The sequence below is a fragment of the Rhizobium sp. Root1203 genome, from assembly GCF_001424945.1.
Classification (GTDB): domain Bacteria; phylum Pseudomonadota; class Alphaproteobacteria; order Rhizobiales; family Rhizobiaceae; genus Rhizobium.
This window is the reverse complement of the sequence record NZ_LMCW01000001.1, coordinates 312,491-325,639: the sequence shown is the minus strand read 5'-3', so window position 1 is coordinate 325,639 and position 13,149 is coordinate 312,491. Positions and strand designations below refer to the sequence as shown.

At 63.6% G+C, this 13,149-nt stretch carries 14 protein-coding genes; 5 read left to right on the top strand and 9 right to left on the bottom strand.

The genetic code is table 11. The annotated features are described in order from the left end of the window. Positions 1-56 precede the first annotated feature (56 nt). Positions 57-287: a DUF2093 domain-containing protein gene (locus ASC97_RS01635; RefSeq protein WP_057466608.1), complete on the top strand. Its 231-nt coding sequence runs from the start codon at positions 57-59 to the stop codon at positions 285-287. A gap of 4 nt (positions 288-291) precedes the next feature. Here the strand turns inward: ASC97_RS01635 and lpxK are convergent, their stop codons facing one another. The 6 genes from lpxK to ASC97_RS01605 all read right to left on the bottom strand — a co-directional run bounded on the left by lpxK (position 292) and on the right by ASC97_RS01605 (position 6,097). Further along, on the bottom strand, positions 292-1,332 hold the full coding sequence (gene lpxK / locus ASC97_RS01630) for a tetraacyldisaccharide 4'-kinase (RefSeq protein WP_057466607.1): 1,041 nt from the start codon (positions 1,330-1,332) through the stop codon (positions 292-294). 106 nt (positions 1,333-1,438) lie between these two features. After that, positions 1,439-2,152, bottom strand: a complete 714-nt coding sequence (locus ASC97_RS01625; RefSeq protein ID WP_057466606.1) for an HAD family hydrolase — start codon at positions 2,150-2,152, stop codon at positions 1,439-1,441. Positions 2,153-2,164: 12 nt separating this feature from the next. Continuing rightward, complete coding sequence (gene waaA, locus ASC97_RS01620) at positions 2,165-3,481, bottom strand: lipid IV(A) 3-deoxy-D-manno-octulosonic acid transferase (protein ID WP_057466605.1); 1,317 nt, start codon at positions 3,479-3,481, stop codon at positions 2,165-2,167. Between the two features lie 136 nt (positions 3,482-3,617). After that, on the bottom strand, positions 3,618-3,863 hold the full coding sequence (locus ASC97_RS01615; RefSeq protein ID WP_057466604.1) for a DUF4170 domain-containing protein: 246 nt from the start codon (positions 3,861-3,863) through the stop codon (positions 3,618-3,620). 69 nt (positions 3,864-3,932) lie between these two features. Further along, positions 3,933-4,733 carry a 3'(2'),5'-bisphosphate nucleotidase CysQ gene (locus ASC97_RS01610; RefSeq protein WP_057466603.1) on the bottom strand — a complete coding sequence of 267 codons (801 nt, stop codon included), beginning with the start codon at positions 4,731-4,733 and terminating at the stop codon, positions 3,933-3,935. 17 nt (positions 4,734-4,750) lie between these two features. After that, on the bottom strand, positions 4,751-6,097 hold the full coding sequence (locus tag ASC97_RS01605; RefSeq protein WP_057466602.1) for a TldD/PmbA family protein: 1,347 nt from the start codon (positions 6,095-6,097) through the stop codon (positions 4,751-4,753). A 119-nt stretch (positions 6,098-6,216) separates the two neighbouring features. Between ASC97_RS01605 and ASC97_RS01600 the strand changes: the two genes are divergently transcribed. After that, positions 6,217-8,025: a monovalent cation:proton antiporter-2 (CPA2) family protein gene (locus tag ASC97_RS01600; RefSeq protein ID WP_057466966.1), complete on the top strand. Its 1,809-nt coding sequence runs from the start codon at positions 6,217-6,219 to the stop codon at positions 8,023-8,025. 103 nt (positions 8,026-8,128) lie between these two features. Here ASC97_RS01600 and ASC97_RS01595 read toward each other — a convergent pair whose 3' ends face one another. From ASC97_RS01595 to ASC97_RS01585, 3 genes are read right to left on the bottom strand one after another with little or no spacing between them, the layout of a single operon-like run. After that, entirely contained in the window at positions 8,129-9,025 is an 897-nt protein-coding gene (locus ASC97_RS01595) for a patatin-like phospholipase family protein (protein WP_057466601.1), read from the bottom strand. 25 nt (positions 9,026-9,050) lie between these two features. Then, positions 9,051-9,611: a 16S rRNA (guanine(966)-N(2))-methyltransferase RsmD gene (gene rsmD, locus ASC97_RS01590; RefSeq protein WP_057466600.1), complete on the bottom strand. Its 561-nt coding sequence runs from the start codon at positions 9,609-9,611 to the stop codon at positions 9,051-9,053. Beyond that, positions 9,592-11,760, bottom strand: a complete 2,169-nt coding sequence (locus ASC97_RS01585) for a pseudouridine synthase (RefSeq protein WP_057466599.1) — start codon at positions 11,758-11,760, stop codon at positions 9,592-9,594. Before ASC97_RS01585 ends, rsmD begins: the two co-directional genes overlap by 20 nt. A gap of 89 nt (positions 11,761-11,849) precedes the next feature. Here ASC97_RS01585 and ASC97_RS01580 point away from each other — a divergent pair, with 89 nt between their 5' ends. From ASC97_RS01580 to ASC97_RS01570, 3 genes are all read left to right on the top strand, one after another. Next, on the top strand, positions 11,850-12,287 hold the full coding sequence (locus ASC97_RS01580; RefSeq protein ID WP_057466598.1) for a nucleoside deaminase: 438 nt from the start codon (positions 11,850-11,852) through the stop codon (positions 12,285-12,287). Next, entirely contained in the window at positions 12,284-12,589 is a 306-nt protein-coding gene (locus ASC97_RS01575; RefSeq protein WP_057466597.1) for a hypothetical protein, read from the top strand. The genes ASC97_RS01580 and ASC97_RS01575 overlap by 4 nt, the downstream gene beginning before the upstream one ends. 69 nt (positions 12,590-12,658) lie before the next feature. Beyond that, the gene (locus tag ASC97_RS01570) at positions 12,659-13,111 is read left to right on the top strand and encodes a GNAT family N-acetyltransferase (RefSeq protein ID WP_057466596.1); all 453 of its coding nucleotides are present in this window, start codon (positions 12,659-12,661) and stop codon (positions 13,109-13,111) included. The last annotated feature ends 38 nt before the right edge of the window (positions 13,112-13,149 follow it).

The following is a 13,149-nucleotide window of genomic DNA, read 5'->3' as shown; positions in this document are numbered from 1 at the left end:
GCAATGGCGTCTGCGCCGGGTTATGGGGAAACGATAGGCCGCAAGGAACGGAGCGAATGAATTTGTTTGAAGGAAATGGAAACCGCGAGGCACAGATAAAGTATCTCGACGCGGACTTTCAGATCCTGTCGCCGGGCTCCTATGTCGTCTGCGCGATCAGCGGCAAGGCGATTCCGCTCGATGAACTGCGCTACTGGAGCGTTGCACGGCAGGAGCCCTATGCCGACGCCATGTCGTCGCTCGAAGCCGACAAGCGCGCGGGCGTGCTGCCGAACCAGAAGCGGTAGCGCGCTAGACCTTCTTCTTTTCCCTCAGCCGACGCTCACGGCAGGCTTCGATGGCACGGTCGACGATTAGGCTCGGCGCGAGGTGATCTGCGAACGCCATCTCCACCTCGATGACCCTGCAGCGCGCGGCAAGCTCCTCGGCCTTGCCGTGATGGCCGGCCAGCCGCACGAAATCCTTCGACGTCGTGACGATCTGAAGGCCTTCTCGCTCGGCGGTCCCGAGAATATCGTCGATCTCATCCTCAGTCAGGTGTTCATGATCGCCGAATGCCTGCTGGACTGCGATATGCGCGCCGACGGATTCCACGGTGCGAAAGAACTTCGACGGGTCGGCAATGCCCGCGAAGGCGAGAACGTTGCACCCGGCGAGATCGGCGCCCGCCGACACCTTCAGGGCTGCGGTAAAGTAAGGCTTCGCGGCACGCGCTGCGATGCGGACGATCTTGTCAGCGGCAGACCCCGTACCGACCTTCAGCAATGCGGTGGCATAACGCAATTGCTGGCGGATCGGCGCGCGAACAGGGCCGCCGGGGACGATATGGCCATTGCCGAGGCCGCGGGTCGCGTCGATTACCAGCAGCGCATAGTCGATTGCGACGCGTGCGCTCTGGAAGCCGTCATCCATGATGATCAGGTCAACGCCTTCCTTGACGAGGCGCTGAGCGCCTTCGATCCGCCGCCGCGAAATGACCGTCAAGGCCTCGCGGGCCAAAAGCAGCGGCTCGTCGCCCACGGCAACGGCGCGGTGATGTGCCGGATCGACGACGGTGGTGACGTCCAGTGATCCGCCGTAACCGCGACTGAGGAAACCGGGCTTCAACCCCTTGGCTTTGGCGGCGCGGGCGATCGTCAGCACCGTCGGGGTCTTGCCCGCTCCGCCGACAGTGAAATTGCCGACGCAGATGACCGGAACGGGCACTGTCGCCCGCTTGCCATTCGCCATGCGATAGCCGGAAATTCGCCCGTAGAGAAAGGAAACAGGATAGAGCGTCCAGGCACGCCAATCGGCCTTCGTCCACCAGAAAGGCGGCGCTTCGGATACCATTCTTGCCGTCCTGCGTTTCGCACCGCGGCGCTGACGCCAGCGGTTCTCATCCCCAACCGGGCAGAAAGAGAAGGCAATTTTCAAGAAAAAGCAAGCCTTTGGTCGGTCAGGCGAGCTGAAGATCGGGCAACAGCCCCTCAAGCTCGGTGATATCGTTGAGGCAATAATCCGACGCCGCGGCGAGCGACTCGCGCGAGCCGGTGCCCGTCAGGACCGCAACCGTCACGCCCGCCTTCGCATTGCGGCCCATATGAAGATCGTGGTTGTTGTCGCCGACAACGGCAATCTCGGTGGGGTCGAGGCCTGTCGCGGCACAGAAGCCAAGCACCATACCCGGCTCAGGCTTGGTGCCGAAGCCGCTATCGTAGCCTGCCACGTAGTCCACGAACTCGGCGAAGCCGAAGCGCTGCGCCGTCTGCCGGATCGAGCGTTCGTTGTCGCTCGACGCTATGCCGAGGCGAAAGCCGCGGGCATGCAGGCGCCGGAAAAACGCCGACAGATCCGTCACGGGCACGGAAAACTCGGCGGCGTTGGAGAAGAGCTCATCGAGCTTGATCGTCAGTTCGACGGCATCGACGCGGGAACCGGCCGCGACCAGCCCGTCAGCGATCTGCCGGGTATTGCCTGCGGCCAGCAGACTGTCGGGAACGATATGGCCGGTTGCCGGATCCATGCCGCATGCCAACAACAGACGATCGGCGAGCCGCGGATCACCTTCGGACGCAATGCGCGCCAATTCGCGGTTCACCGGCAGCCAGCTCTCGTCGTAGTCGAGAAGCGTGCCGTCCTTGTCGAAGAGAATACCTTTGATCGCCCGCATGCCAACCTGCTTTCAGCGTACCGCCGTCTTCGGCAGCAATCTTGCCTTGACCGTCAGCGGGTTGATGTAGGGTTCCAGCCCCTTCACCGTCGCCGTCAGTGCTCCACGCATTTCTTGCACGGCCACGACGCCGGCCTCGATCATATTGCGGCGTGCGTGGTCGTTGCTCAGCAAATAATGAACGCCCTTGGCAAGCATTTCGGTGTCGCGAACCATGCGCGCGCTGCCGCGTCGGGCGAGCGCCTGGTAGGCGTCGCGGAAATTCTGGACATTGCTGCCGGACAGGACAGCGCAACCGAGCATCGCCGGTTCCAGAGGATTCTGGCCACCCTCGCCGAACAGCGAGCGGCCGACGAATGCCACTTCCGTCAGGCGCAGGTAGAGACCCATCTCGCCGATCGTGTCGCCCAGAAAAACATCGACGTCAGGCGAAAGGATATCCTCGCGGGTGCGCCGTGCGACCTTGAGACCCTGCTTGACGAGTTCTTCCTCGACGGCGTCGGCGCGTTCGGGATGACGCGGCACGATGATCGTCAACTGGCCGTCGCGCTCCTTCAGGGTGCGGTGGACGATCCCGGCTGCCTTTTCCTCACCGTCGAACGTAGAGATCGCAGCCCAGGTCTTCCGCTCGCCGATCTGCTTCTTGTAGCGCGCAAAGACGGCCGCATCGTATGACGGCGCGTCGGTATCGACCTTCAGGTTGCCAGACATGATCACCTGGCGGGCGCCGAGATCGCGAAAGCGCTCCGCGTCGACATCCGACTGGGCGATGACCAGCGCCAGATTTTCGAACAAGGCTTCGGCCAGGGACGGCCTGCGGCCCCACCTGTCGAAGGAACGATCCGACATGCGGGCATTGACGAGGATCTGCGGAATGCGCCGCCGGCCAAGCTCCATCACGGTCGCCGGCCAAATTTCGGACTCGGCAATGATGACGCAATCGGGTTGCCAGTAGTTCAGGAAGCGGCTGACCGCCGGCTTCAGATCGAGCGGCACGTACTGATGGATTGCGTCGTTGCCGATACGCTCGGCGGCAAGTTTCGCGGACGTGACCGTGCCGGTCGTCAGAATGACGTGAATGTCGCGGCGCCTGATTTCACGGATCAGCGGAATGACGGCGTTCATCTCGCCGACGCTTGCGGCGTGAAACCATACAAGCGGCCCGGCGGGCCGGTCGGCGCTGGCATAGCCGGAGCGCTCCAACCGGCGCGCGCGCTCTTCCTTGCCCTTGGCGGCACGATAAGCCAGATATCCGCCGACAAACGGGGACAGCAGCGTCCCCGTGGTCTGATAGGCGCCCAGCGCGAACCGCGCCATGCGACCGCTCATCTGACATGTCTCCGATCAAGGATGACCGACATGAACCCATTCCCAATTATCGTTGCGGCCGGAATGACCGATCAGTTTGTTCAGAATGCGTCAGCTGTCGCCTCGGCGACCAGGAGCAGTGCGCCGCGATCTGCGATTACTTGCCCGACCTGTCTTCCGGATCCAGCAGGCGATGCATGTGGACGATAAAATATCGCATGTGCGCATTGTCCACGGTGGACTGCGCCTTGGATTTCCATGCCGTCAAGGCGGAGGCGTAGTCCGGGAAAATACCGACAATGTCCAGGCCGCTGAGATCGCGGAACTGAACGTCGTCAAGACTTTCCAGTTCGCCGCCAAACACGAGGTGCAACAGCTGTTTCTTCTCACCGGAATTCGTCATCGTCGTCTCTTTCGTTGTCTGCTCCTCCGCTGCTTCATCTGAGGGATTTTGACGGAAACGTCAACTGCCTCATCGTGGGCCGACGTGGGTTATCAAGTCGTTCAGACGCAGCTGCGAAGCGGCGCAAAGTTCGCCATGGCGAACCTCCGCCTTGTTGTAGACGAGCTCGTTCCCATCGAGATCGACGAGACGGCCGCCTGCCCTCTCCAGGATCAGATCGGCAGCAGCAAGGTCCCAATCATGGGAGTTGCGCTTGACGAAGGTGCCGTCGATGCTGCCGTCGGCAACCATGGCAATACGATACGCGAGCGACGGCACATGCCTGACGCGCTCGATCCGGCGCCGCAGCGTCTCCGGAAACCCGCCGAGCACATCTTCTGCGATGGCGAAACGGGCGGGCGTTTCGATCGGCGTTACAGATACGGCGATTTGCTTGCCGTTTTTCAGCGCCACACCGCCCGCCGTTGCTTCGTAAAACTCATCCAGTGCAGGCGCATAGAGGACGCCTGCGACCGGCCGCCCCCGATGGACGACGGCAACGCTCACGCACCAGAGGTTCTGGCCGGCCAGAAACGCCCGCGTACCGTCGATCGGATCGACGATGAAGAGCGTTGCCTCCGACAGCCGCTGCGTATTGTCGTCTGTCTCTTCCGAAAGCCAGCCGTAGTCCGGGCGTGCGCCGCAAAGGATCGTCTGGAGCGTTTCGTTCGCCGCGAAATCGGCGGCGCTGACGGGGGACCTGCCCTCGTTCTTCCACCACACCTCGGGCGACCGGTTGAAATGGCTGAGGGCGACGGTGCCTGCCTGCCTTGCGGCATCGGCGATCAATTCCAGATCGCTTTGCCAGCGGGCCATATCCACGTCGCTCATTCCATCAATCCAATCCGTCAGCGGCCAGCAAGCGTCATTCCTTCGATCGCCAGCGTCGGCGCGGCAACGCCATACTTGCGGTCGATGTCGTTTGCCGGCGTCACGCGCATGAACATGTCTTTCAGGTTCGATGCAATCGTTACCTCGGAAACGGCGAAGGTCAGTTCACCGTTTTCAATCCAGAAGCCGGTGGCGCCGCGGCTGTACTCGCCGGTGATCATGTTGACGCCCTGGCCGATCAGCTCGGTGACGTAGAAGCCATTCCCGACGCTTCGGATCAGATCCTCGGGCGATACGTTGCCCGGCTCAAGCGCAAGGTTGGTCGACGCGGGCGTCACCGCGTTGCCGCCGCGCACACCGCGTCCGTTGGTTTCCATTCCGATTTCGCGCGCCGTCGATGTCGACAGGAACCAGTGCTTCAGCACGCCGTCCTCGATCATCACCAGCTTCTCGCCGGAGATGCCCTCGCCATCGAAGGGGCGCGACGACGGGCCGCGCACGATCAGCGGATCATCGGTGATCGACAGCCCCGCCTTGAGGACCTGCTGGCCCATCTTGTCGCGCAGGAAGCTCGTCTTGCGGGCAACGGAGGCACCATTGATCGCGCCTGCGATGTGGCCGACGAAGCCGCGGGCAACGCGCGGATCGAAGATCACGGTGACATTCTTGCCGGTATCGACCTGGCGCGGGCTGAGACGCTTGATGGCCCGCTCGCCGGCACGCCGGCCGATATCCGCAGCGTCATCCAGCTCCGCGAAATAGATGCGGCTGTCGAAATCGTAGTCGCGCTCCATTCCCGTGCCCTCGCCGGCAATGACGCTGACCGAGCGCCCGAAACGAGACGCCATATAGCTGCCTTCGAAGCCATGCGACGTCACGAGGACGAGGCCGCCCCTGCCGGCAGACGCGCCTGCGCCCGACGAATTGGTGACACCCTTGACCGCCAGCCCTGCCGCCTCGGCGGCGAGAGCGGCTTCAGCCAGCTGCTCGGACGAGACCTCGGTCGTGTCGAGCAGTTGCAGGTCGGGATAGGACCTCGCGAGCTTGTCCTCGTCGGCGAGGCAGGCGAACGGGTCTTCCGGCGAAACCTTGGCCATCGCAACGGCGCGCTCGGCAAGCGCCGAGAGGTCGAAGCCGGGATTGGCGGAAACGCTGGCAACGCGCTGGCCGATGAAGACGCGCAGCGAGAAATCGTCGCTTTCGGACGATTCCGTTCCCTCCACCTTGCCAAGGCGCACGCTGACGGATTGCGAGCGGGAGCGCACCACGACCGCATCGGCGGCGTCGGCTCCTGCCTTCCTGGCGAGGTCGATCAGTTGGCTTGCGCGGGAAAGAAGCGTCGAGGAGTCGATTTCAGAGGACATGATTTGGCCTTTCCTTCGCGTTCCATTTATTGTGCGCTACGGAAAGCATCAAGGCCGTGAGCGCCGATTCTTTTCTGCATTGCCTGCAACGTCTTCCCGCCCAGAAAGAATGCCGCACCATGTCCGAGCCCAATGCGCTTTTTACCGAAACGATCCTGCTGCTCGGCGGCGCCGTTGTGTCAGCACCGATCTTCAAGCGCCTCGGGCTTGGAACGGTGCTCGGCTACCTCGCCGCCGGGGTGGTGATTGGGCCTATCTTTCATGGACTTACGGACGGCGAGCAGATCCTGAACGTCGCCGAGCTTGGCGTCGTTTTCCTGCTGTTCATTGTCGGCCTGGAGCTGAAGCCAAGCCGCCTGTGGCAGATGCGGCGCGACATTTTCGGGCTCGGAACCGCTCAGGTCGGGTTGACGGGGCTGCTGCTGACGCTGCTGACCTACCTTTCGGGCATTTTCGACTGGCGTGGCAGCATCATCGCCGGCTTCGGACTTGCGCTTTCCTCCACAGCATTCGCCATGCAGATTCTCGACGATGAAGGCGAGGTGAACTCCCGGTACGGGCAACGTTCCTTCTCGATGCTGTTGTTCCAGGACCTTGCGATCGTTCCGCTTCTGGCGCTGATCAACATTCTCGACACAGGCAAGGGGCACGGCGCGCCGGTTCTCGACTTCGCCCTGGCGATCGGCGCCATCGGCGCGATGATCATCATGGGCCGATATCTGCTGACGCCGCTCTTCCAGATCATCGCCCGCACCGGAGCGCGCGAGGCGATGATCGCCGCCGCCCTCTTCGTCGTCATGGGATCGGCGAGCCTGATGCAGGTTGCCGGACTCTCCATGGCCATGGGGGCGTTTCTTGCCGGCGTGATGCTGGCTGAATCCTCCTACCGGCATGAGCTCGAGGCCGACATCGAGCCTTTCCGCGGGGTCCTGCTTGCTATTTTCTTCATTGCCGTCGGGCTGTCGCTTCAGCTTCACGTGCTGCGGGACAATGCGTTGCTGATCTTCGTCACGGTGCCGATCATCATGGCCGCAAAGGCAATCGTCATCTATGCGCTCTGCCGCCTGACCGGCTCCTCGCACGACGATGCCATCCGTATCGCTTTCCTGTTGCCGCAAGGCGGAGAATTCGGTTTCGTCCTCTTCTCAGCGGCGGGCGCAGCCGGCCTGATGCCGTCGAGCACGGCGTCCCTGCTGATCGCGATCGTAACGCTCTCGATGGCCCTGACGCCGATCGGCACCGTGCTGTCGAAAAGGCTGCTGAAGGGGGAAGAGAAGGAGCAGCTCGACGAGGATTTCGCGGGTGCGGGTGCCGATGTCCTGATGGTCGGCTTTTCGCGCTTCGGGCAGATTTCGGCACAGATACTGCTTGCCGGCGGCCGGGCGGTGACGGTGATCGACGTTTCCGCCGACCGTATCCGCCAGGCCTCATCCTTCGGCTTCCGCATCTATTTCGGCGACGGCACTCGCAAGGACGTGCTGCGGGCCGCCGGCATCGACCATGCCAAGATCGTCGTCGTCTGCACGCAGAAGCGCGAAGTCACCGACAAGATCGTGGAACTCGTGCAGGCCGACTATCCGCACGCCAAGCTCTTCGTGCGCTCCTACGACCGCATCCATTCGATCGCGCTGCGCAACCTCAACGTCGACTACGAACTGCGCGAGACGCTTGAATCCGGTCTGCTGTTCGGGCGTCGGACGCTGGAAGCGCTCGGCGTCAGCGAAACGGACGCCTACGAGATCGGCGAGGATATCCGCCGCCGCGACGAACAGCGCCTTGTGCTGCAGGTCTCGGAGGGATTGCAGGCCGGACGCGACATGCTGTTCTCGCAGCCGGTCAAGCCCGAGCCGTTGGTGAAGCCCAAGCGCGCAACGGAATTCGACGATGACCTTCTGGCGGGCACGGCCGAAGCGACAGCGGACGCCTAGAGCATTTCCGCTTTTCTTCGAATCGCAAAAACGCTCTATCTTTTTGATTTTACGCAATTCCGGACGCAAAACCGCTACGCACTTTTGCTGGAATTGCTCTAGCCTAAGCCTTGAGACGCGCTTCGATCTCGCGATCGAGCGCGTATTTCAGCTCGTCCTTGACGCCGGCCGACATGGTGAGCACGTCTCGCGCCTTCAGGAAATCCATGACGCCGGTGCGGCCGACGACAGGGCGCAGAAAGATATGCGGTGCCTGCAGCCGCAGCTTCAGCGAGATTGCCGTCTGCATCATCAGCTGGCCGGAACCGAAGATACTCTCCATGCGGTTCGGTATATGGGTTCCGTCGCCTTCGGGCGCTCCGACCACATCGATGCCGATCACGATGTCGGCAAGGTCCATCAGGCACTCGTAAGGTACCGGATTGCTGATGCCGCCATCGATCATGACCCGGCCATGCAGGCGAACCGGCATGAAGACGGCGGGTATGGCGGACGAGGCGGCAAGGGCGGGGAAAAGCGCGCCCTCGCTGACCAACACCTCGGCCTGAGCGTAGTAATCGGTCGCGGTTACCGTCATCGGGATCTGCAGATCCTCGAAGCGCTCCGGCAGTTCCGACGGCAGGAAGGCCTTGAGGATGCGTTCGAGGTTGAACTGACCGATGCGAACTCCGTTGGCGACGGCGTCCCGCACCGTTTGCGGGCGCAGCCCCCAGAGCCGGCTGACGACGGCTCCTTTGTTGCCGACGGTCATCAGCGCATGTTCGCGGATGGCGGCACCCGTCATCCCGGCCGCCATCCCGGCGCCCATGATGGCGCCGATCGAGGAACCCGCAATCGCCACCGGGCGGATGCCGAGCTCATCAAGCGTTTCGATAATATGGATGTGGGACAGGCCGCGGGCACCGCCACCGCCAAAGGCGACAGCAACTCTCGGCAAGGATCCGCGCGCGCTATCTGGAGCAGCAGGCAACTCGGTACTGGTCTTTTCGGCCTGCTGCACCTCTACCCCCGCCATAATCCGCTGTTTACTGAGGCTGATAGCGGAAGAAATGAACCCTGGTATCGCCGAAGATCCGGCTTTCCAGGAAAAGATAGGAAGGATCGACCGAAACGGCAACGTCGGCGCGCTCCTCGAGCACGGCAATCGCTCCGGGCTCCAGCCAGCCACCCTTGGCCGCGGCGGCCATCGCCTTTTCACCGAGGCCCTTTCCATAGGGCGGATCGACAAACAGCATCTGGAACGGCTCGAGATTGCCGACGCTGCCGAGATCGGTCGCGTCTCGTCTCAGGATGCGCGTCTTGCCGTGCAGGCCGAGCGCATCGATATTCTCCCAGAGCAGCCCCCTGCCCTCGACGCTGTTCTCGACAAACAGCGCATGACGGCAGCCGCGCGAGACGGCCTCGAGCCCGACGGCGCCGGTGCCGGCAAACAGGTCCAGTATCCGGGTGCCATCGACGCACTCCGGATAGGCATGGCTCAGAATGTTGAACAGGCTCTCACGCGTCCGGTCGGCAGTCGGCCGGATGTCGTTCGATTTTGGTACGGCGAGCGGCCGTCCGCGAAACTCACCGCCGACGATCCGCACCGCGCGTCATTCCCTTCCCTTTAGGTCCACCGCGCGACGGTCCGCCCGAAGGTTTGCCGCCGCCACCCGGCCGATCGCCCGAAGGCTTGCCGGAGAAACTCTTTGCACCAGCCGGCTTTGCACCGCCGGGCTTGCTGCCGAAGCTCTTGCCACGCGGCTTGTCGCCAAAAGGCTTGTCGCCGTAGGGCCGGTCGCCGCGTGGTCTATCGCCGGCTGGACGCTCGGAGCGTGCTTCGCCCGAGAAGCTCTTGGCACGCGGGCGCTCGTCGCCCTCGGCACGCGGACGCCGCGGCTTGTCGCCGAAGGGGCGTGCCGGACGATCACCGGCCGGACGGTCGCTGCGTGCCGGACGGTCACCGAAGGAACGCGGGCGGTCGGCACCCTCTTCGCGCGGCTTGCGCTCGCCACGCGGCTTGTCACCGAACGGACGATCGCCGGCCGGACGGTCGCCATAAGGTCTGTCGCTGCGAGCCGGGCGGTCGCCGTAGGAACGCGGGCGCTCGGCACCCTCTTCGCGCGGCTTGCGCTCGCCACGGGGGCGGTCGCCCGCCGGACGCTCACTGCGGACCGGACGGTCGCCGTAAGGCCTGTCGCTGCGTGCCGGGCGGTCGCCGTAAGAGCGCGGACGCTCGGCACCATCCTCGCGCGGCTTGCGATCACCGCGAGGCTTGTCGCCGAACTGGCGGTCGCCACGCGCGGGGCGATCACCATGGGATCTTTCGCCACGTGCGGTACGATCGCCGGAAGGGCGGTCGCCGCGGGGAGCACGATCACCGAAAGGCTTGTCGCCGCGTGGCGGACGATCACCACGATCACCGGAGCGCTTGCGTCCGCCGTCGTCGTTGCTCACTTCGCTGGAACGGATCCACTCGCCTTCCTCGTCGCGGGCGCGGTTGACCTGGACACGCGGACCGGTGTCGTCGTGGCGGGTCGGCTGCGGCTTGGCGCGGCCGGGCTTCTCGCCGCGCTTGAGTGCCGTCTGGGCGTTCTTCTCTGCCTTGGCGGCTGCCTTTTCGCCGAGCGGACGAGCGCCGGGCGCCATCCACACATTGGCATTGCGACGGCTGCCGAGCGCCGGGCGCTTCGGACGGTCGTCGTCCTTGCGGGCGCCATCACGGCCACCGTCGCGACGGTCGTCACGCTTGTCGTCCCGCTTGGTATCGAGGCGGCTCAGGGCGCGTTCGCGCTTGTCTTCCGGCTTCCACGAGCGTTCGCGGCGCTCCGGCTTGGCTTCGATCTCCTCCTCGGCGGCAAGGGCCGGCGCATTGTAGATCGGCGCGTCGAAATTGGCCTTGGCGTCTTCGATCAGGCGCGGGCCGAGCTGGTCGCGCAGCGTGCGGCCGCGGACTTCCACGACCTCGCGCTCGGGCAGATCGCCGAGCTGGAACGGGCCGTAGGAAATGCGGATCAGGCGGTTGACGTCGAGACCGAGCGCGCCGAGCACGTTCTTGATTTCGCGGTTCTTGCCTTCGCGCAGGCCCATGGTGAGCCAGACGTTGGAGCCCTGGGTGCGGTCGAGCGTCGCTTCGATGGCGCCGTAGAGCACGCCGTCGACGGCAATGCCGTCCTTCAGCTTGTCGAGCGCATCCTGGTCGATATCGCCATGGGCGCGTACGCGGTAGCGGCGCAGCCAGCCCGTCGTCGGCAGTTCCAGCGCGCGGGCAAGGCCGCCGTCGTTGGTCAGCAGCAGCAGGCCCTCGGTGTTGATGTCGAGGCGGCCGATCGACATGACGCGCGGCAGATCGTCCGGCAGATTGTCGAAAACGGTGTGCCGACCCTCCGGATCGGAGTTCGTGGTCACGAGACCGGCCGGCTTGTGATAGAGCCAGAGGCGCGTGCGCTCGATGCCGCGGATCGGAACGCCGTCGACTTCTATCTTGTCCGTCAGCGTGACATTGACCACGGGTGTGTCGAGCGGCTTGCCGTTCAGCGTGACGCGGCCTTCCATGATCATGCGCTCGATGTCGCGGCGAGAGGCAACGCCGGCGCGCGCCATCACCTTAGAGATGCGTTCCGCCTTGGCATCGCCATCGGACGCGCTCGCGTCGGCCCTGGCGAAGGTTTTTGCGGGTTTCGCGCCGGATTTCGGGGCGTCATCGCGCGGAGATGGCTTGCCGCCAGGCCGTTTTGGCTTGTCTTTGAATGTCATTTGTTGTTTGCCTGCCTTTTGGGCCTGTCTATCAGGTCGCGCCCCTGCGGTTAAGTGGAAATTGTCGACTCGTGAAGACAAATCAATTTATGGATCTGGCGCTCGATGAGGCGCGTGCCGCGGGCGCGCGCGGCGAGGTGCCGATCGGCGCCGTGCTGGTGCTCGACGGCGCCGTCGTCGCTCGTTCCGGCAACCGAACGCGCGAACTGAACGACGTCACCGCCCACGCGGAAGTCGCCGTGATCCGCATGGCCTGCGAAGCGCTGGGCCAGGAGCGGCTGACGGGCGCCGATCTCTACGTGACGCTGGAGCCGTGCACGATGTGCGCCGGCGCCATTTCGTTCGCCCGCATCCGCAGACTCTACTACGGAGCCGAGGATCCGAAGGGCGGCGCGGTCGACAACGGGGTACGCTTCTTCATGCAACCCACATGCCACCATGCGCCGGATGTCTACTCAAGCTTGCAGGAGACCGTGGCTGCGGATATCCTGCGGGCATTCTTCGCGCAGAGGAGAGAGACGCAATGATATTGCTTGCCTGCATCGTCCCCGCCATGCTTGCGCTGGCGGGTTTCGCCTACGCCAGGATCGCGCCCGACCGCAGGGCTGTGCCGATGCAATGGTCTCTGTCGGGGAACGTGAACTGGTCCGCGCCGCGCGCCCTGGCTTTCGCCTCGATACCGATGCTGGCGATCGCGCTGATGGCAGTCCTTGCCGTCACCGGGGCCGGGCATGCCAGGGATATCGGGATCGTGGGCATGCTGTTGTTCGCGTGCCAAGCGATGCACATCGGGCTCGTTTCCCGCTGGTCAAAAAGAAAACGGGGCTGACGCCCCGGCCGCCAAACTGAAATATGGAATCAGGTAGAGCGGTGTTTTGCGCACTCTGAGGTAGCGCCGATGATTTCGAAGAGACCGGCCATCGAAACCGACAAGCCTTTTCTCGTATGGCTGGAAGAGGCCTGTATGCGTGAATACGCCGTTGCACTCTGGGGCTCGTGGTCGCCTCATTTGAACGCGCGGAACTCCATTGATGACTGCCAGATCATCGCCAATGACGGCCATGATGTCGGCTGTGTCACCGTCGAGAAGCATAGCGACCACCTATGGCTCGACGAGTTGTTTATAGAGCCTGCATTTCAGCGGCGAGGGATTGGTTCTAAAATTCTCTGGAGCGTTATAGCCGACGCAGAGGGTCTTGAAACGCCGCTCCGCTTGAGCGTTCTGACCACCAATCCGGCCCTGGATTTCTATCTTCGGCACGGCTTTCGAATTCATCAAGAAACCGCGGAAAGGCAGTACCTTGTGAGGCAATGCGACCCGGCAGCAATTCGCGTAGTCACACAGCTATAGAAACGCGCGGTCGCAGGATCCCTCATCACCGCAACAGA